Origin of the sequence: Anaerolentibacter hominis (assembly GCF_032380675.1) — a bacterium.
GTDB lineage: Bacteria > Bacillota > Clostridia > Lachnospirales > Lachnospiraceae > Anaerolentibacter > Anaerolentibacter hominis.
In genome coordinates this window covers 494,664-512,560 of sequence record NZ_JAWDIX010000001.1, presented here as the reverse complement: position 1 = coordinate 512,560, position 17,897 = coordinate 494,664, and the positions used below count along the sequence as shown (strand labels likewise).

At 46.4% G+C, this 17,897-nt stretch carries 19 protein-coding genes; 4 read left to right on the top strand and 15 right to left on the bottom strand.

The features are described from left to right. Nucleotides 1-4 precede the first annotated feature (4 nt). The 15 genes from ABCW47_RS02205 to ABCW47_RS02135 all read right to left on the bottom strand — a co-directional run bounded on the left by ABCW47_RS02205 (nt 5) and on the right by ABCW47_RS02135 (nt 13,058). Nucleotides 5-973, bottom strand: coding sequence for a hypothetical protein (locus ABCW47_RS02205; protein WP_343208234.1), 969 nt, complete (start codon nt 971-973; stop codon nt 5-7). 92 nt (nt 974-1,065) lie between these two features. Next, the gene (locus ABCW47_RS02200; RefSeq protein ID WP_343208233.1) at nt 1,066-2,193 is read right to left on the bottom strand and encodes a hypothetical protein; all 1,128 of its coding nucleotides are present in this window, start codon (nt 2,191-2,193) and stop codon (nt 1,066-1,068) included. Further along, a complete protein-coding gene (locus tag ABCW47_RS02195; RefSeq protein WP_343208232.1) occupies nt 2,190-2,894 on the bottom strand; it encodes a hypothetical protein in 705 nt (234 codons plus the stop codon). Before ABCW47_RS02195 ends, ABCW47_RS02200 begins: the two co-directional genes overlap by 4 nt. Continuing rightward, the gene (locus tag ABCW47_RS02190; RefSeq protein ID WP_343208231.1) at nt 2,875-3,438 is read right to left on the bottom strand and encodes a putative phage tail protein; all 564 of its coding nucleotides are present in this window, start codon (nt 3,436-3,438) and stop codon (nt 2,875-2,877) included. Before ABCW47_RS02190 ends, ABCW47_RS02195 begins: the two co-directional genes overlap by 20 nt. Continuing rightward, nucleotides 3,431-4,624 (bottom strand): baseplate J/gp47 family protein, encoded by a 1,194-nt coding sequence (locus tag ABCW47_RS02185; RefSeq protein ID WP_343208229.1) that lies wholly within the window; start codon nt 4,622-4,624, stop codon nt 3,431-3,433. The genes ABCW47_RS02190 and ABCW47_RS02185 overlap by 8 nt, the downstream gene beginning before the upstream one ends. Continuing rightward, a complete protein-coding gene (locus ABCW47_RS02180) occupies nt 4,624-5,025 on the bottom strand; it encodes a DUF2634 domain-containing protein (protein ID WP_343208228.1) in 402 nt (133 codons plus the stop codon). The genes ABCW47_RS02185 and ABCW47_RS02180 overlap by 1 nt, the downstream gene beginning before the upstream one ends. After that, nucleotides 5,025-5,297 carry a DUF2577 family protein gene (locus ABCW47_RS02175; protein ID WP_343208226.1) on the bottom strand — a complete coding sequence of 91 codons (273 nt, stop codon included), beginning with the start codon at nt 5,295-5,297 and terminating at the stop codon, nt 5,025-5,027. The genes ABCW47_RS02180 and ABCW47_RS02175 overlap by 1 nt, the downstream gene beginning before the upstream one ends. Continuing rightward, nucleotides 5,290-6,792, bottom strand: coding sequence for a M23 family metallopeptidase (locus ABCW47_RS02170; protein ID WP_343208225.1), 1,503 nt, complete (start codon nt 6,790-6,792; stop codon nt 5,290-5,292). Before ABCW47_RS02170 ends, ABCW47_RS02175 begins: the two co-directional genes overlap by 8 nt. A gap of 12 nt (nt 6,793-6,804) precedes the next feature. Continuing rightward, complete coding sequence (locus ABCW47_RS02165) at nt 6,805-7,506, bottom strand: LysM peptidoglycan-binding domain-containing protein (protein WP_343208224.1); 702 nt, start codon at nt 7,504-7,506, stop codon at nt 6,805-6,807. Beyond that, a complete protein-coding gene (locus ABCW47_RS02160; protein WP_343208223.1) occupies nt 7,506-9,524 on the bottom strand; it encodes a phage tail tape measure protein in 2,019 nt (672 codons plus the stop codon). The genes ABCW47_RS02165 and ABCW47_RS02160 overlap by 1 nt, the downstream gene beginning before the upstream one ends. Nucleotides 9,525-9,799: 275 nt before the next feature. Next, the gene (locus ABCW47_RS02155; RefSeq protein ID WP_343208222.1) at nt 9,800-10,228 is read right to left on the bottom strand and encodes a phage tail assembly chaperone; all 429 of its coding nucleotides are present in this window, start codon (nt 10,226-10,228) and stop codon (nt 9,800-9,802) included. Between the two features lie 12 nt (nt 10,229-10,240). Further along, on the bottom strand, nt 10,241-10,711 hold the full coding sequence (locus ABCW47_RS02150; RefSeq protein WP_343208221.1) for a phage tail tube protein: 471 nt from the start codon (nt 10,709-10,711) through the stop codon (nt 10,241-10,243). A gap of 14 nt (nt 10,712-10,725) precedes the next feature. Next, nucleotides 10,726-12,033: a phage tail sheath family protein gene (locus ABCW47_RS02145; RefSeq protein WP_343208220.1), complete on the bottom strand. Its 1,308-nt coding sequence runs from the start codon at nt 12,031-12,033 to the stop codon at nt 10,726-10,728. Between the two features lie 63 nt (nt 12,034-12,096). Continuing rightward, complete coding sequence (locus ABCW47_RS02140; protein ID WP_343208219.1) at nt 12,097-12,534, bottom strand: phage tail terminator family protein; 438 nt, start codon at nt 12,532-12,534, stop codon at nt 12,097-12,099. A 92-nt stretch (nt 12,535-12,626) separates the two neighbouring features. After that, nucleotides 12,627-13,058: a hypothetical protein gene (locus ABCW47_RS02135; protein ID WP_343208218.1), complete on the bottom strand. Its 432-nt coding sequence runs from the start codon at nt 13,056-13,058 to the stop codon at nt 12,627-12,629. 194 nt (nt 13,059-13,252) lie between these two features. Here ABCW47_RS02135 and ABCW47_RS02130 point away from each other — a divergent pair, with 194 nt between their 5' ends. From ABCW47_RS02130 to ABCW47_RS02115, 4 genes are all read left to right on the top strand, one after another. Continuing rightward, on the top strand, nt 13,253-14,899 hold the full coding sequence (locus tag ABCW47_RS02130; protein ID WP_343208217.1) for a Na/Pi cotransporter family protein: 1,647 nt from the start codon (nt 13,253-13,255) through the stop codon (nt 14,897-14,899). Nucleotides 14,900-14,969: 70 nt separating this feature from the next. Beyond that, entirely contained in the window at nt 14,970-16,730 is a 1,761-nt protein-coding gene (gene pyk, locus ABCW47_RS02125; protein WP_343208216.1) for a pyruvate kinase, read from the top strand. Nucleotides 16,731-16,856: 126 nt separating this feature from the next. Continuing rightward, nucleotides 16,857-17,285 (top strand): rhodanese-like domain-containing protein, encoded by a 429-nt coding sequence (locus ABCW47_RS02120; protein WP_343208215.1) that lies wholly within the window; start codon nt 16,857-16,859, stop codon nt 17,283-17,285. Nucleotides 17,286-17,385: 100 nt separating this feature from the next. Continuing rightward, nucleotides 17,386-17,808, top strand: a complete 423-nt coding sequence (locus ABCW47_RS02115; RefSeq protein WP_343208214.1) for an RrF2 family transcriptional regulator — start codon at nt 17,386-17,388, stop codon at nt 17,806-17,808. Nucleotides 17,809-17,897: the final 89 nt, after the last annotated feature.

Here is a 17,897-nt window from a genome sequence, read left to right as displayed (position 1 = left end):
CCTTTCACCATTCGATCAGCACCATACCTGGGGTGCCTGCCGAAGCAATACCACTTTTGCCCAGAGAGCCATATGTAATTGCACTTATTGTACAAGAGGCTCTTGAACTGCTGCCAAGTGTTAAGGTTATCTCTTTTTCAGCATCTGTGGCGCACGCTCCACCACCAGAACCCCATCCTATTGCCTTCGTAGCATTTACGCCATTTCCGGCATTACCAGCGACGGAATTTCTATATGAGGAAGCTGTACCATTCGTTGGCTGATCCCCGTGAACCAATTCTCCTGTAAAAAATAGCTCAGACCGGCTACTTCCTTTTGCATTTGGATTAACATCTATTGCACTATCTGTTCGCACTAATGCGTTAGCTTTTTCTCCAGCTGATCCATTAAGCGTACCACCACCACCGGTACCTGTCACGGCTCCATTATATCCTCGTCCATATGATGCGTCGTACGAAGCGCTTGCACTAAAATAGTTTCCTGGAATTCCGCAGCCACCAGCTCCAGAGCCTCCTATACCAAAGGCTCCGCCATAGCCACCTTTTCCACCTTTTCCACCTGTCTGGCTCATGATCCCTCCATATTCACTGCTGCCGATGGTCAGTCTCTCCAGATCTCCGCCATTGCAGCCATCATAACCGCTTCGCCCAAGCTCTACTCCTAAGTAATTATTTGGAAAGTCTGATGCTAAAGTTCCCTTAACAAGGGTTACAATATTTCCAATTACAGTATTTCCAGCCCCGACAACGATTGGAATTCTCTGCCCTGGCTTCACGGTGACTATCTTCTTCATGACGAACTCTCCCGCTTTTGCCTTATAGTTGTAGTTTACCGTGCTTCCATCTTCACCTGCAGCACAGGCAGAAATAATAATTCGGTTGACTCCCATAGGTACCTGCCAGGTACAATTTTCAGTTATCATAATGCGATTCTGCCCACTTCCCATATTAGCAGCAATGTCAGCTAATCCCATAACGACACCCCGCCTTCATGGGTATTATGGTTAGGGTTAATACTTCCCCCAGAAAATACGTTCGATTTCTTCATGTTGTATTTACTCCTTTCTTACCACTCAATTAAGACCATTCCAGGCGCGCCTTTACTGGCTTTTCCACCAATGCCTCCAGGGCCCGGAGTTCCGTCTATGCCTCTCGCAACAAAATATTGTGTATCAATATATGAAGCAGTTGCTTGATTACCTACGTTCCCATTTCCTCCGAAAGACCCACCACCAGCGCCATATCCGAATGGCATGGTAGCATCTGCTCCTTTTCCGCCTGCTCCACCATCCCCTCCTTTGGCCATATTCACATCTGTTCCGGTCTTATTCGAGGTAAATGTTACTGAGCATCTCTCTGCGCTTGGATTTTTGCCCTGTGCACCGTTCGCTCCTAAATTCAATGGCATGTCGTGATAAATCATGGTTACTTTAGACTCAGGAGAATACTGTACTTCTTTTTCTGACTTACTCTGGGGACCGGCCAAGGGAACATTACGCGCATTTACTGTACTTGCCTGAATCGGAAAATCACTCCCGTATGGAGAGCTGTATTCAACTTTTGTATAGTCAGAATGATCGGTATTTTCGCCAATATAATATTCTGTATTTGCTGCATTTCCGCCATTCCCTTCATTTCCTCCCGCAGTAGCTGCTGCTAATTTAAGACCATACGAACTCGAAGATTTTTGCCCGTAATTAGCACAGCTTCCATTTCCTCCGATGCCAAAGGCTCCTCCATAGCCGCCTTTTCCACCTATGCCACCTTTTGCGGAGCCAGCCGCTGATACCATATACGGATAATATGAACTACCACTGGTAACCCTTGCCCGCCCTTTTCTTCCTTCGTTCTCGGGCTTCCCGTTGTATCCCAGGTCCAGGCCAAGCTTTGTGTTGGGGTAATTGCCTTTTATGCATCCTTTTGCCAGCGTGAAGTAATCTCCGATAACCGTATTCCCATCGCCCACAGTTATTGGTATTACCTGCCCTGGTTGTACCTGTACCGGTTCGTCCAGTATAAATTCCCCTGCCTTGGCCACGTATGCAGGATCACTGTCACTCCCGTCCTCGCCGGCCGCGCATGCGCTGATCCAGATGGTATGTACTCCTAAGGGTACGGTCCAGTTCTGACTCTCGGTGATCAGTACCCTGTTATTTCCACTGCCCATTGTTGCGCTTATATCTGCTAAACTCAATTGATCACCTCCTGTATACTGCCATCTGCCAAGAAACTGGTTGTCTTGGATATGCTCTTCCCGGTCTGATTGGTAAAGTTCTCTATGATAGAGCCATCTGAATTAAAAACTGTCACTTTAGTCCCGGCATCTCCGGATTCCGAAATAGAGCCGTCTGCATTAAATGTTGTAATCTTTGCCTGAAAGCCTTCATTGATTACTACCATTTCTGTATCAATGCTGGTTTCCAGTTCCCGCCTCAGAGTGTTGAAGTCAGTCTCAAGGCTTCGCATCTTATCGACATCACCCTGAAGAATACCGTCCAGAGTGGCTTTGTTTTCGTGTATGTGCTTCTTTGTATTCGTATCGTTCCAGTTCGTTATACTGGAGTCTGTTATGCCGTCTAATGTGGCCTTATTATCATGTACATGCTTCTTGGCATTTGCATCATTCCAATTCGTGATGTCGGAACCGGCTATGCCATCCAATACTGTTTTATTATCATGTACATGTGCCTTTTTCTCCAGCTCAGCTACATCAGACTGCACATTGTCTACTTGCCGCCTTACATTGGAGAGCTGTGTATTTGTGTCACCGACTGCAATCTCATTTTTCTTTATCAGTTCATCTATTTTATCTATGTTTTCATTTGTTACCTGAATATCATAGAAATCATCCTGATCAGGCTTTACCAAGTTATAATTAGCTGTTTTCTCCGGCATTGTTTAACACCTTCTTTCTTATCATGTCATGAGTCATGGCTGCCAGCTGTCTGTGCGTCATTGCAACAAGCATTCCATGATTGTTGTATAGAAGTGAAATATTCTTTACTATATTTACCGGTACAACCCTGTTCAGCATTTCTGTCACGGAGGTAAATGTATTGGCGGCATAAAGCCGTACAAGTACAGTGAGAGTTAATGTTGTTTTATCGACTGATAATACAAAACCATTCTCCCCGCACAGCAGTTCCAGCATAGTGCGCAGCGCCGTGATCGTAAAGGGCGGCTGTTCCATCAGCCGGGACAAGATGCGAAACCGCCGGTCTTCTATGGTTTCTGTGCCCTTTGCCGTAATTCCCAGCATGTTTTCCCATTTTACAGCCCCGGATTCTGTCAGGTCCGTGACAAACTGATCCTTGTACCGGTTCTGCATTTCTGCATCCAGCCGCTCAGCATCCTCCTGTTCTATCTCCATGATGCATTTTAATTCCCTGTAGTCCTTCAGATAATCCGGCAGATAGTCTATGATCCTTTTTCTATCCATTGATCTCACCTCTTACCGGGATATGGTCCAGCTCCAATTCCAGATTCTCTTCCACGCCGTTCAGTGCCGTGTCCCGGATATCTGATATTCCTGTCAGTTCCAGAAGTCTTGCCTCCAGCTGGGAGATCCGTACGATCAATTTGTCCGCCGACTCCCAGGTATGGGCAATCTCTGAAAAATACGCATCCACCGCCTGCTCGATGTAAGGTTTTACATCCTCAAAAGTCCACTCTTCTGAAAAGGTCAGAACAGTAGTGATATTGACCGGAGTCTCCTCCACGCCCCGCACCGTTACAAAGTGCCCGATCGGAGCCAGGCCCAGGCCTTCGCCGTGGGTTTCCTGCGGGTCGATCTCCTGCTGGATCTGGGCAATCAGCTCATCGGATGGTTTGGAGTAGGTAGAGTCTATGATCACCAGATGAACGGTCCCTCCCACCGTCAGATATCCTTTTGACGCTGCGGCATGAATGGTATCTATCCATGCTTTGATGCCAGCCGGAATGTCCGTACTGGTAATCCAAGCAGCAGTTTCTTCCGGAGGCACCAGAGAGGACGGTTTTATCCCGCCGTTGGGCGCCGAATACACCTTCACTCCGCCGACTCCATTCAGAGCTTTTACTTTCGCCTTATAGTCCGCCACGTTCCCGCCAAAGGCCTGGGCCGCCAGAGAATCGAAGTAAAGCTGGCGAAGCTCTTCTGTACCGATTTCCTCTTCACCGGGAATTAGCAGCTCTGTTATTTCCGCAGATTCTAAACCCTCTATATATTCTACCGGAATCAATTCTCCGGAGGAAATATTTCCCGCGGTTCCGGATGTCTCGCACTGAAGCTTGAAAGTTCCATCCTCCAGCCGTTCCAGCACCGCATAGTTTAAGTCTTCATAGTTAAAACGCTTTCCCGCCAGATCCAGGGTATTCGGAACAAAAGATCCCCGCACCACAGCAAAGGTTGCTTCCTTTACGGCAATGCCCCGTTCCTGGCAGCGCTTGATCAGTCCATAGCGGGAAGCGGAATCCGCATAGGTTTCTTCCATCATAATGGCAAGTTCCATGTAGGCATTGGAAAGATCCATTGCTCCGGGCGCCAGAGCGTTATAGATCACCGAACCCTCCCGTTTGTCCAGACCGGCCGGCACCCGGTCCAGCCTGTCCTTAATAATTCTTTCGTAGGTCATTTCTTCATACACTATAGCCTCACCTCCTTCTCTGCCTCTATTTCTCCAAACTCCGTTTCAACTGTAAAAACAGCGGTGACCGTATCCCGGCTCTTTGTGAAAGAAAAATCCTTCACGGCCAGAATGCGGTCATCCTGTATCAACGCATCCATGATGCTCTGTTTTAATTTGGAGTAGAGTAACGGTACCTGGCTGCCAATAAAATCCTCTGTTTCTATTCCATAGTCCCAGGAATAAATTTCATGCTGAAACCGTTCTGTATTCAGTATCATGAAAATGGCTTGTTTTACAGCTTCCAGTTCATCCGTCATTCCGGAGATTATTTTTTTGTCCAAAACCATTCGGTATGTCCGGGTAGGTTGATTGATAAATTCAAAATCTTTTTTCAGATCGTCGCTAAATTGCGGCAGCATTATACCACCACCTTATCCAGAAGCAGAAATTTCTGTCCGCCCTGCAATGAAATCATTATGATATTGTCTCCCTTTTTGATGATTTTCTCATCCATATCAGACTGAAAATGGTGAGGGATAATCAAAAACTCCGGCCCGAGGGTAACTTTCTGATCTATCTTAACCGTTACCGGCTTACTGCCGGATAATGTTCCAAAGGTAACTGCTACCGGTTTCTCCTGCCTTACGGCATCGACTGCAGCTTTCTTGATCACTTCCACAATATTAGGCATTAAATTCCCCCTTAATTCCCGATAAACTCAAGTCCATATAGTATTCTCCATTGCTGAAGGTATGGGTGACCCGTTCTACCATCATAAAATTCTGTATCTGAATATCTGTTAAGTCCAATTTTACAATAACCATAGAACCGCCCCGCACACGGATATCTCCAAAACACCCCTGAATTGACAGGCTTCGGCGCTTTTTATTGTAGTAGTCCAGAAGAACTTTTGCCTTTTCCTTCATTACGGTATCGCCGGCATTATCAACACTCTCATAATATTGAAGAATCCCCCACTGGGATTGAGTTTTGTCATCCTGCGCGATGGTCACTTCCCGTTCTCCTGTTTTATCGTTGTCATTAACCAGCTTAATCCGATTATAAGTATCGCTGTCAATCGAAGATTTATAGCTGATATCCTGGGCAGTATCTTCATCAATCAGGATAGGAAGCTGCATATTTTTAATATGCCTGAGGCAGATTTTTCCAAAGTCATCATAAAGTACATACAGATTTCCGGTATTCATCAGGGTAGTATCAGAGGCATTGCCAAGGATATCGAGCAGGGTTCCGTCTTCTATTCTGGATTTGATCTTGTATTTTGTATCCTCAATTGTTCCGGTAGTCAGATTGTAGTCTTTTGCAATCATTTTCAGGAGTTCCGCGTATGTTTTATTATTGTAGATCAGAGTATCCTTATTTTTCAAATAGCGGAGCTGATCATAGCAGGTTATAGTTCTCTTATCATGATCTGACCGGGATATTTCAAAGATAAATCCATAGAACATACCTTTTCCGTTCACCTGCATTCTCACCGGATTCCCCTCCTGAATATTGAGGGTCTGATCCTGAATTATGTCAAAGGTCAGCTTTCCGGGTGTGGATTTCCGTTCCCACACTACCGTAACGTCCCCTGTGATCATCGGGTAATAGATCTGATCGTTCTGAATCAGTATCTCAACGCCTGTATCCAGGTAGGTCTGGTCAGTTTTCAGAGCTTTATATTTATATATCCCTGCTGTGCCTGTCACGGATTTCACTGTAATTTTATTAATTTCTTTGGATTCGCTGTTCTGGCTCTCAATAGGTGTTTGTTTGCTCTGTTTATCTCCAAACGAGATGTAGTCAAGAGGATTCTTTGGTGTACCGTTGAACTTGATTTCAAAATGCAGATGAGGTCCGGTGGAATTCCCGGTAGAACCCACATGGGCTATTGGCTGTCCTGCATCTACATGCTGTTCTTTGCTGACCAGCAATTTGGAGCAATGCGCATATCTTGTTACGACTCCGCTGCCATGATCCAGGAGAACACACAGCCCGTATCCTCCGGCTGATCCGGCAGTCACAACTACCCCTGATTTAGCCGCCACAATGTTTCTTCCGCTTGCACAGCCAATGTCCACTCCCTGATGCATTTGCTCCTTCTTGGTAAGAGGATTTTTGCGCAGGCCGAAGGGGGAAGTAATCCTGGACGAATCCGGACATGGCCATATATATTCCGACATAGCCTCCCTCCTTTATGCCTGCAGTTTCAGCACAGTTCCCGGATAAATCCAGTGGCCGTTTGACGAGCTGGACCTGCCATGGCTTTTGGCTGCTTTTTCAATGGTTGTCTTATTCCATGTATAAAGTTTTTTATATTTTGAACTGTCTCCCAGTTTTTTTCTGGCTATCGTAATCAGCGTGTCTCCGCTTTGAATGGTATAGGTCTTTTCTTTCTTCTTACCGGCGGTGTCTCTCTTATTTTTTGAGCCGGCGTTATTATTACCCTCTTCGTCCTTCTTAAATTCCACTGTCTTCGTGACATAGGGACGGTATTCCTTCAGGCTGATGCTTACCACGAAATCCAGGCCTTCTCCCACATCCTCAATGATCGAATACTCTTCCAGTGAGACGTAGAGATCTGTAGATTCTGCCAGAAAACCGGTTGGGCCAAGGCGCAGAATCCGCAGGTAAAAAGGCTCCAGTGAATTCTTGATATCTTCCAAAACACTGAGAAAGTAATCTGCTTTCTGAAATTCCCCTGCATAGGTTGCAAATGGATATTTCACATTTGGCAGAAGCAGAGAAAACTTCAGTTCAGACAGCCCCGGCCGCTTAATCCGATTAATTTCCCCCTCGTTTAACAGTGTCAGGGTTTTATTTTCTGATTTTATCTTCGTCTCAATCTTCTCCGGAGCTACTGGAAATAAAGTATCTTTTAGATATAGTAAATACATCAGGCATGTACCCCCTCTGCACTGGATACCATCGCTTCTTCAATCTTGGCCGCAAACACGTTCACAAAACCATCCAGGTCCATATCATTGTTGATCTGCGCCGAGGCGGAAAAATCCAGTTTTACCTCTGCCGTGGTATATTGGTTAATGGCTTCCCTCTCTGCTATTTCACGCAGATAAGAAAGTTCCTCGTTACTGGCTGTCATACTATCCGCCATCGCTGCCGTATTCTGGGCCGTTTCATTTACACCGCCATAGATGCCATCCAGATTGCTGATGGTTCTGTCTCTGTCCGAAATACTATTCAGGTCAATGCCATTTTCCAAAGAATTAAGGTCAAATGCATTATCCTTTGATTTCGTCAGGTCATTCTGGACACCTTCTCCCCAGTCATACCCTTTATTCCACTGTTCTTCCAGATTCATCTTTTTTACATACTCAGTATCCTTGCCAAACTTCTGTTCAACCTTTTGAGACAGACTGCTTCTGAAACCAGCAACCTTATCTGCAAAATTGGTCTTGAATAAAAAATCAATCCCTTTTGCAATCAGTTCAACCGCTGCGAGACAGTTATCCGCCAGGTTCGCAAAAAGCCTTATCGCCGCACCGATGGGATCTTCCCATACATTTCCCAGAAAGTTGGCAACATCAGCGATGATATTCCAGATAAATCCAAAGGCGGTCATAAACACGCCCGCGACTACGCCAACCGCGCTGATAGATGTGCCCATAAATTTATTAATTGCACCTACCACCAGGAAAATAGCTGCTACCACGCCTATGATCAATAGAATAATCTGCACAAGCGGACATGCTAAAAGTGCTGCATTAAACCCATACTGTGTTGTTGTTGCCTTCATCGTAGCACCTCTCTGCATTCCTAATGATGCTGCATGTACCTTGGATGCAAACTGCATCGCCCCGGTTGCCGCCGCATTTATATTCTGCATGATACTATTTGCTTTGACTGCGGCTGTATACAAGCCGAATGCTACTGCTATACCTCCGATAATCGGTGCGATCAGACTCCAGTTATCTACAAAAAAACCGACGACCTGGAAAACAATATCCAAAAGTCCTGAAGCCACCTCGGCAATGCCGCCCAGCATTGCTCCAAACGTACCCATTATCTCCTGTATCATGGGCATATTCTCACTTATGTAATTCAATAGCGTAACGATAACCGGGTACAGGGCCGTACCCACTTTCTCCAAAATACCATTCCAGGCATTTTCCATCTGCTGGATCTGGCCCATCGGGGTACTGCCCATCGCCGCATTCATATTTCCCACATTATCTGTGATAAGCTGGGACAGCATCGCCGCCCTTTCCTGTTCAGTCCCGTATTGGAGTATCTGCTCCTGGGCCGCGCTCATGCTGATTCCCATGTTGGTCAGCGCCCCTGTCTGGCCCTGCATGGCCTGTCCAAGTGCGCTTCCGATTGAAACCATATCGTTCGAAGTTGTGTTCAGGCCGTTTTGCTGGACTGCCAGGTTATTCATTGCCGGAATCAGGGTGTTGAGGGCAGATGAGGTGCTCAGGAACGTCGCCAGCTGTCCGGCTCCGGACATCTGGGCCTCATCGCTGATTACCCCGATCCTCTGCTGTTCTGCCGCAAGAGCCTTTGTGCCCGCAATCGCCGCGTCATTTGCACCCAGCTTCTGACGCATCACCGCATCCAGCCTGGTTTCCGCTTCCATTTGTACATTAGCCGCATTCAGGGAGGCACCGGCCATCTGGCCTATCCCTTTTGCCGCCTTCTCAAAGCCGGCCGAAGCTATCTGCTTCAATTTATCCGCCAGTCCATTTGTCTTTTTCTCGGTTTCCTCAACCGCTCCGGCAAAATTATTCTGGGTCATTATCGTACTCTGTATGTTGTTCTGCATGATTGTAATGCTTCTGGCCGCCGACTGAAACTTCTGTTCGGCACCTTCCACATTTTTCTGCAGAGTCTGCATTGCCTTTGCGGGCAATGCAGCGCCCTGATAAAGCTGCAGGGCATTTTCTACTGTAGCCACATGTTCACCACCTTTTCTTTCTGCATCTTAACTGAAAACATGCGGTCCGGATTCTCTATAGCCAAATCTCAAAAACCCTCCGTCATAATTCAGCTATTTTTTCGGCTTCCGGGCCGCACGCTTGGCCTCTTTTTTCTCGCTCTCAAGCCGTATCTCTATGGCCGCTGCGATAAAAGCCCGCTCATTCCGGGGCAAGGCCAAAAATTCAGATGGGAGCAAATGGAGTTTATGAAGGCAGTAGTAGGCCAGATTCGCCTCTCCATCGCCTTCATTTATTAGTTTTTTGCTTCATCAACCGCCTCATCAAATGTCTGATCAAAGCCATTTACTTCCTGAACTCTGCTCAGATAGTCCGCGTATTCGCCAGGCGTAAGCATGGTCTTCAGGAGCAGATCTGCTCCCATCACTCCATAGCTGTTCTGCAGCTCTGCGTCGTCTAGATTAGGGAAAACCGTACATTTTGCTGCCAGCCTGCCCAGGTAAAGATTATAATCCGTTTCCGGCGTATACATACCCCGTTTGCCGGGCACTGCCATCCGTTTGGTACAGGACTTTCTCAATGCTTCATCCTCATCGGAGGAAATACTGCGGATTTCCCATTCCATCGGACGGCCGTCCTCATCCACGAATCGTCTGGACGCCGCAAACCGTTCATTTTCAACAGGCAATGCGTTCTGAGCTAAAAAAGCAGATAAATTCACCATATCTATTTCCTCCTACATCATTCCATTTAACATATTGAATTTCTCCGGGATTTCGAAATCTTCAAAGGTGAAATCGGCCTCTTCATCCAGATACTCTGCATCGGCGTCAAACTTAGCCAGGATTCCGCCGTCCAGGTTGCAGTCTTTCAGGACAACCGTCTGTCTTCCCACATTTGACGTAGGATCTTCATTGGTCACCTGAATGTCAAAATAAACATCCTCTCCGGTCGATTTATACCGGTAGAGCAGTTCCCGGAAAATACTGGTATTGTAGTGGAACGTAGCGGAGCCTGTCCCCTTCCATCCCGTCGACTTATTTCCTTTTCCGGTCTTACCCAGAATCGGGACCTCTGTCTTCGTCTTCTCAAACTTCGCTTCCAGATTGATGGCCTGCATAAAGTTATAACGGTTTCCGTTAATCGTCACAAAACATTCCGCCAGGGAAGCACTCACAGTATCCTTTGCATTCATTACATTTGACATATTTTTAAGCCTCCTTATTGAACTACCACACTCATGTATAATTTTGCCATTGCATTAACAGGCGTCACCTGATCTCCCACAACAACCGACTTTTTATCCTCACCGATTTCCACCGTCACGTCGTCAGGATTAAAATTCTCTATCGCCCGGATCTGTTCCAGCTGGCGGTGTTCGGTCACGATATCATTCCACAGTGAAATGCGGCCTGATGCATCGTTCGGAATCTTGCCCAGATACTTGTTATTAAAGATACCTGCAATATCCATTGCGATCTGATCCAGAACCCGAATCGTCTGGTTGCTTCCGAAATCACTGTTTTTCTCATCCGTGTATGTAATATAGGAATTAATGTCTTCCAGCACCCGGATATCATCTCCAACCATGTGAAATACAAACTTTCCGGATTTTAATGCTTTTTCCAGTTCGCTCTGGGTATATCCCGCTGATATCACGAATTCACCATCGTAAGTCCTGTTAGTAAGGGATTCATTCACACCGCATGCTGCCTGCGCTCCGGCTGTCCAGTATACTGCGCTGGCTTCCGGCCAGCCTGCGTCTTCCGTCTGATTCTCCACCGAGATAACACCTTCGTAATCACTTGTGCAGCGATAGCCAACAACCTGAAATTTGGCGCCGGCTTCCTCTCTCATTCTTTTCACATACTGGGTATAAAGTCCGGTAATCTCCTGGGCCTGTGACATGCATACCAATACCTGGAATGTATAGCTTTCCATTTTGTCCAGGAACGCCTGATGGCTCTCAGCCGTAATATCGGTACTATTTGTTCCGCCGGTAAGCGGTGTTCCCGCTGTGACAGCCAGTTCCGCGCTCTTCTTAAATGTAACGAACAGATTATCCTTCAGATCTGACGCACTGGCAACCACCTGGATATCCATCTGTTTATTGCCAAGGAGGGTAAGAACCTCAAATTTTGTCTCATCCCCGGCGTCTTTTCTGATTTTGATCTGAATATCATTTCCTCTGATTCCGGAGCATCTGGCCGCCGCATAATCATTCTCTGCCTTTTCTCCGCTGTTCAGACGATAGAAATAAACCTTGACCGCGTTTTTAAAAAGGTCTCTGAGACCTTTCATTTTCTCATCCGTATATTCATACCCGAAGATGTCTGCCGTATGTTTGATAAAATCTTCGTTTGTCACAGCCACAATCTCTCCGTCCGTCATCCAGTCAAGCTCTGCCCCTATCGCCGCAGTGCCTCTCTCCCCCAATAAAGATCCAGCTCTCTTTGCGCTGATAAAATTAATGTAGGTTCCGGGCAGAATTTTATTTTGTGCTGTAAAAGTTCCTCCGCCTAATGCCATATTGATCCACCTTTCTTTTTCTAAATATAAATGTTATTAAAAGTTCCCGTCTGACGGCACAGATTATTCTTTTGTATCAATCCTTGTCTTTATACCGCCGAGCAGTTCCTGCTCCCTGGTCTCAGTCACCACCAGGTTGTAATGCACGGTAAAATACAGAAGATTATTCTTTTTCTCCGATGCCATCTTCGTACCCCGGATCAGGTCCCCGTCCGGAAGTTCAATCCATTCCATTTCTTTCATCAGTTTCCCGGCCGCTTCCTGCAGAGCGGTTTCCTGCCCAGAGGCCGGTTCCGGATAAAATCGTATCTCCGCCTTGTTCTGAAGCTGTCTTCTGGACCCAAGAAACGGTCTGCAGCCTTCCGGCAGTACAGTCAACAGAAAACAGGGTTTAATAAACTCCTGTTCTGCTTCCTCTGTATATACGCTGTAAGTATCTCCAAAGACACTTCTGAGCCGGTTCATTATTCCATTCACCAGTTTTACGGTCAATTGTTCCAACCACATCCTTTCCTGCCTTCCGGCGCATAATAAAGAAAACCGCCCAGAAACAAACATCTGTTCGGTTTTCTTTGTGATATCAGAATACTACATTATTTTGTCCCGTGATTACGGTTTTCCATTTTTTGGGAGAGCAGGCAGTAAAACTTTCTTCTGCGGTCATAATAGCGGTCTTTTCCACAGGGCATCCCGCATACCAATGCCAGATAATTATAGGTAATCCCCTCATTGGTAACCGCTTTTAAGAGATAGGGGAATATTTCATCGTCAATTTCTCTGGCTGTTTCCTCCACGATACTGCATTTGTCTGTCAGCAGGCTTCTTTGCACCGCCAGTTCTGCTGTCAGATCCGCCGTTCCGTGCTGCACGGGCATACCTGTGATCCGGGGGCTTTTCAAAGTGTCCCGGTAAATCTTAAGCTGCTCTTTCCACTCATTGTACTGGAGGCAGAAATGATACAGTTCTGCAAACCGGTGTTTACTTATGTCATATTTTTTTGAATTGATCGCTCGTACATTCGGCATATAATTTTACTTCCTTTCTCATGTCATTGTATTATTTCGAACATTAGTTCTGTATATATAAAATATCTCATTTCTGCCGCCTTGTCAACCGGCACATTCCATCCCTGTGTGTTCTTTTTAACAACTCCTTAACGTGCTTTTTTATTTTTCAATCGTTATGATTAAGCTGATAAAATTTTGTCAGGAGGAATCCCATGCAAATCCATGATATTATTGTTTTACTGGGCGGACTTGCCCTGTTTCTGTATGGTATGAATATGATGAGCGCCGGACTGGAGGCCGTTGCCGGCAACCGAATGAAACAGATTCTGGAGAAGCTCACTTCCAACCGTCTGCTGGGTGTTCTGGTCGGTGCCGGGATCACGGCGGTGATCCAGTCTTCGTCCGCGACCACAGTCATGGTTGTGGGTTTTGTCAATTCCAGTCTTATGACTTTAAAACAGGCAGTGGGCGTGATCATGGGTGCCAACATAGGCACCACCATAACCGGCCAGCTCATCGCCCTGGACATCGGGGCTATTGCACCTATTATTGCATTTGCGGGTGTAGTTATGGCCGTTTTCCTGAAATCGGAAAAATTACGTCATATCGGACGAATTCTTGCCGGCCTGGGCGTTCTTTTTATGGGAATGGGTATCATGAGCGATGCCATGATGCCTCTTCGGGAATCCGAAACCTTTATCCAGCTGATGACACAGTTCTCCAATCCTCTGCTGGGAATTCTGGCAGGTGCTCTGTTCACGGCCATTATACAGTCTTCTTCCGCATCCGTAGGAATTCTTCAGGCGCTGGCTGTCAGCGGGATCATCGGGCTTCCCAATGCGGTATATGTCCTCTTCGGACAGAACATCGGAACCTGCATTACAGCGGTGCTCGCCTCCATCGGAACGTCCCGGAATGCTAAGCGCACCACCCTCATTCACCTGATGTTTAATATAATCGGAACGTGTGTATTTGTTATCGTCTGCCTGTGTACCCCGTTTACTGCTTTTATGGAGTCGCTGACACCGGGCAATCCGGCCGCGCAGATTGCAAATGTACATACCGTTTTCAACATTGTCACTACTGTCCTTCTCTTTCCCTTTGGAAATCTGCTGGCAAGAATTGCAGTGCGGATACTTCCGGACCGGTCGGGCGATCAGGAGGAAGAAGGGATGCATCTGCTCTATCTTCCCTCCGGGACCGCCAGGGCGACTTCCCATATTGGTACGGTAGCTACCTCTATCGAACAGCTGCAGAAGGAATTGACCCGCATGCAGCAATATGCTTTGGATAATATTCGTATGAGCTTTGAAGACATTGAAAGCCGTACCTGCAATAACCGCAGAAAAATTCTATACAACGAAGAGTATGTGGACTATCTCAATGCGGAAATATCCCGTTTCATCTCCGCATTGATCACCCTAGAAATGTCAGAAGAGGATTCCAGGATTATCAATGGCTTCTTTAAAATATCCGGTAATATAGAGCGGATCAGCGATCATGCCACAAACCTGTCCGACTATGCGGCTCTGCTGGTAGAAAAAAATCTGGTTTTTTCCGGGAATGCTCTGGCGGAGGTATCTTCTCTCAAAAAGCTGTGTCTCCAAACCATGGAATATCTCCAGATGATTCCCAATGCAGACCAGGATGCTCTTTTGAATACCATCTCAAAGCAGGAACAGAAAATAGATGATATGACCGACCAGTTCCGGGAGAATCAGATCCGTCGCATGAAAGACAGCAGCTGTAATGTGGAAAGCGGAATTTATTACTCTGAAATGCTGACTGACTTTGAGCGTATCGGAGATCATGCCCTGAACATTGCGCAGGCATACTATATGCAGAAAGCCCAGGGCTAGCGTCGATAGGCAAGGGAACACACCAACGCTGGCATTCATTGATCTAAGATGAGAAAGGTGAGTTTTAAACATGAGAAAGACTAAAATAATATGTACTCTTGGTCCGGCTACACAGAGTGACAAGGTATTAAGAGCTCTCTGTCTGGAAGGCATGGACGTAGCCCGATTTAATTTTTCACATGGAGACTATATGCAGCATGAAGAAAATCTGAAACGTATCCGGCGCATGGGCAGTGAATTAAAGCTGCCAATTGCGGCATTACTGGATACCAGAGGGCCGGAGATCCGGATCGGGACCTTTAAGAATGGTTCTGTAACACTGAAAACCGGGCAGTTGTTCACTTTGACTGCAGGTGATATAGAAGGAAACGAATCCGCAGTCTCCATCAGCTATAAAAATCTGCCTATGGACGTCAGGCCCGGTGACCGGCTGCTGCTGGACGATGGTCTGGTCGAATTAAATGTGCTGAGCGTCAACGGTCCCGATATTGTCTGCAAAGTACATAACGGCGGTCAGATTTCCGACCGCAAGGGAGTCAATGCTCCCGGTGTGGGACTGACCATGCCATTTATCAGCGAGAAAGATTACAAGGATATTGTTTTTGGCATTGAGCATGGATTTGACTTTATCGCGGCCTCCTTCACCAGGAGTGCTGAGGACATTCTGGAGATCAGAAAGATTCTAAGTGAATATCACTGCAATAAAATCAACCTTATTGCTAAAATTGAAAACATGCAGGGGGTCCGGAACATCGATGAAATCATCAAAGTTTCCGATGGTATCATGATTGCCCGGGGTGATATGGGTGTCGAAATTCCACTGGAAGAAGTTCCGGTCATTCAGAAAAAGATTATACACAAGGTATATAATGCAGAGAAACAGGTCATTACCGCCACTCAGATGCTGGATTCCATGATGAAGAACCCCCGGCCCACAAGGGCCGAAGCCACAGATGTGGCAAATGCTATTTACGATGGAACCAGCGCCATCATGCTTTCCGGCGAAACCGCAGCCGGGCTCTATCCGGTAGAGGCCCTGCGTACCATGGTTCGGATCGCGATGAGGACGGAGCATGATATCAACTATAAAAACCGTTTTAAAATGCGTGACGATCTGGAAAATCCCGACATTACAAACGCTATAGCACATGCTACTTGTACGACCGCCATAGATCTGAATGCATCTGCAATCATTACAGTCACGAAATCTGGCAAAACAGCCCGCCTGATTTCCAAATACCGTCCTGACTGCCGTATCATCGGCTGCAGTACAGAGCCTTACATCTGCAGGCATATAAATCTTTCCTGGGGTGTTACTCCACTTTTGATTCAGGAGGAGACAAAGGTAGATGAATTGTTTGAGCATGTGGTAGATACCGCAGAACGGGCAGGCCTTGTAAAAAAAGGAGAGGTTGTTGTATTGACTGCGGGCGCTCCGCTGGGAATTTCCGGTACGACAAATATGATTAAAGTACATGTGGTGGGACATATCCTGCTGGAAGGGGCGGGGCTGATTGACAAGACCGTCTGCGAGCCTCTAAGAGTATGCCGTTCAGAAGAAGAATGCAAAAAAGCATTCCGCCCTGGTGAAATTCTTGTCATCCCGGAAACCAGCAACAATATAATGGAGCAAATGAAGCAGGCCAGCGCCATCATCGTGGAGACAGGCGGCTCAAACTGTCATGCGGCTATTGTGGGATACAGCCGGGATATTCCTGTCGTATTGGAAGCCAGACACGCCACAAGAATTCTAAAAACCGGCACGGTAGTTACCGTAGAGGGAAAAACAGGGCGGGTAACCAGCGAGGGCAGTCTGCCTGGAAATAAATAAAGTTTCTGACGGTCTTCAAAATAATAATGAATATTATTTTTGAATTTAACCTTGACAAATCCTTCTGTAACATTTATCATTACAGTATAAACTGAATTTATATTTGTTACGGAAGGAAGGGAACACATGGATACAAAAATCAAAAAAATGATAGTTTCTGTCACCTGTTTATTACTAAGTGTTGTTGTTTTAGCAGGCTGCAGCAAAAAGCAGTCATCACCGGAAGATTCCGCCTACCATAGTATTGATGCCAAAAAAGCTAAGGAAATGATGGACGCAGATTCTTCTGTCGTCGTGGTGGATGTACGGACTCCGGAAGAATTTGCAGAAAAACATATCGAAGGAGCGATTAATATACCCCTCCAGACCATTGAGGATACGCAGCCTGAGCTGCTGCCGGATTTGGATGCAACCATATTGATTCACTGCCGTACCGGCATTCGCAGCCGTCAGGCCTCAGATAAATTGGTTGAAATTGGATATCAGAATATCTATGATTTTGGAGGTATTGCTGACTGGCCCTATGAGACTGTTGGGACAACGGCAGGAAACTAACTCATAATGCAGCTTCCGTAAAATCATCAGAAATGTTTCTTGCATTTTACAACTGTATAAGTTAGTATTACAGTTAATGGAAGAAAAGGAGTGTTTTACGATGACAAGTGAATTTGCAATTGCGGTACACGCTCTCGTGTATCTGAATCACAAAAGGACAACCTTGTCCAGTGAGCTTCTGGCAGAAAATGTATGTACAAATCCGGCCAGGATACGTAAAATAATGGCACGCCTGAAACGCGCGGGCCTCATTGTAACCAAAGAAGGAATCGACGGAGGTTATTATTTTCATAAAGCTCCCTCCGATGTGACTCTCCGCCAGATAAATGAAGCTGTGGATGCCCCTCTGGTGGCCGTTTCATGGCGTTCAGGCGATAAGCATATGAAATGCCTGATTGCATCCGGCATGGCGGACATTATGGACGATATTTATGCGGATCTGAATGATCTGTGCCGTCAAAGACTGGAGAGCATAACCATAGCAGACATTGACCGGCAGATCTTCAAGGCGCCGGAAAATTAGACGTTTATTCAAGCACGCCTCGGCGTACTTGCTGCGAGCCGCACGTCATGCTTTGCATGACATAATACGTCTGTGCGGCTCTGCAATCC

Excerpts from the sequence above, each read along its gene's own strand:
- ABCW47_RS02190 (WP_343208231.1), bottom strand. The coding sequence starts at position 3,438 with ATGGATAGAAAAAGGATCATAGACTATCTGCCGGATTATCTGAAGGAC.
- ABCW47_RS02205 (WP_343208234.1), bottom strand. The coding sequence starts at position 973 with ATGGGATTAGCTGACATTGCTGCTAATATGGGAAGTGGGCAGAATCGC.
- ABCW47_RS02150 (WP_343208221.1), bottom strand. The coding sequence starts at position 10,711 with ATGTCAAATGTAATGAATGCAAAGGATACTGTGAGTGCTTCCCTGGCG.
- ABCW47_RS02115 (WP_343208214.1), top strand. The coding sequence starts at position 17,386 with ATGACAAGTGAATTTGCAATTGCGGTACACGCTCTCGTGTATCTGAAT.
- ABCW47_RS02145 (WP_343208220.1), bottom strand. The coding sequence starts at position 12,033 with ATGGCATTAGGCGGAGGAACTTTTACAGCACAAAATAAAATTCTGCCC.
- ABCW47_RS02195 (WP_343208232.1), bottom strand. The coding sequence starts at position 2,894 with ATGCCGGAGAAAACAGCTAATTATAACTTGGTAAAGCCTGATCAGGAT.
- ABCW47_RS02180 (WP_343208228.1), bottom strand. The coding sequence starts at position 5,025 with ATGCTGCCGCAATTTAGCGACGATCTGAAAAAAGATTTTGAATTTATC.
- ABCW47_RS02130 (WP_343208217.1), top strand. The coding sequence starts at position 13,253 with ATGCAAATCCATGATATTATTGTTTTACTGGGCGGACTTGCCCTGTTT.
- ABCW47_RS02175 (WP_343208226.1), bottom strand. The coding sequence starts at position 5,297 with ATGCCTAATATTGTGGAAGTGATCAAGAAAGCTGCAGTCGATGCCGTA.
- ABCW47_RS02120 (WP_343208215.1), top strand. The coding sequence starts at position 16,857 with ATGGATACAAAAATCAAAAAAATGATAGTTTCTGTCACCTGTTTATTA.
- ABCW47_RS02135 (WP_343208218.1), bottom strand. The coding sequence starts at position 13,058 with ATGCCGAATGTACGAGCGATCAATTCAAAAAAATATGACATAAGTAAA.
- ABCW47_RS02165 (WP_343208224.1), bottom strand. The coding sequence starts at position 7,506 with ATGTATTTACTATATCTAAAAGATACTTTATTTCCAGTAGCTCCGGAG.
- ABCW47_RS02170 (WP_343208225.1), bottom strand. The coding sequence starts at position 6,792 with ATGTCGGAATATATATGGCCATGTCCGGATTCGTCCAGGATTACTTCC.
- pyk (WP_343208216.1), top strand. The coding sequence starts at position 14,970 with ATGAGAAAGACTAAAATAATATGTACTCTTGGTCCGGCTACACAGAGT.
- ABCW47_RS02155 (WP_343208222.1), bottom strand. The coding sequence starts at position 10,228 with ATGGTGAATTTATCTGCTTTTTTAGCTCAGAACGCATTGCCTGTTGAA.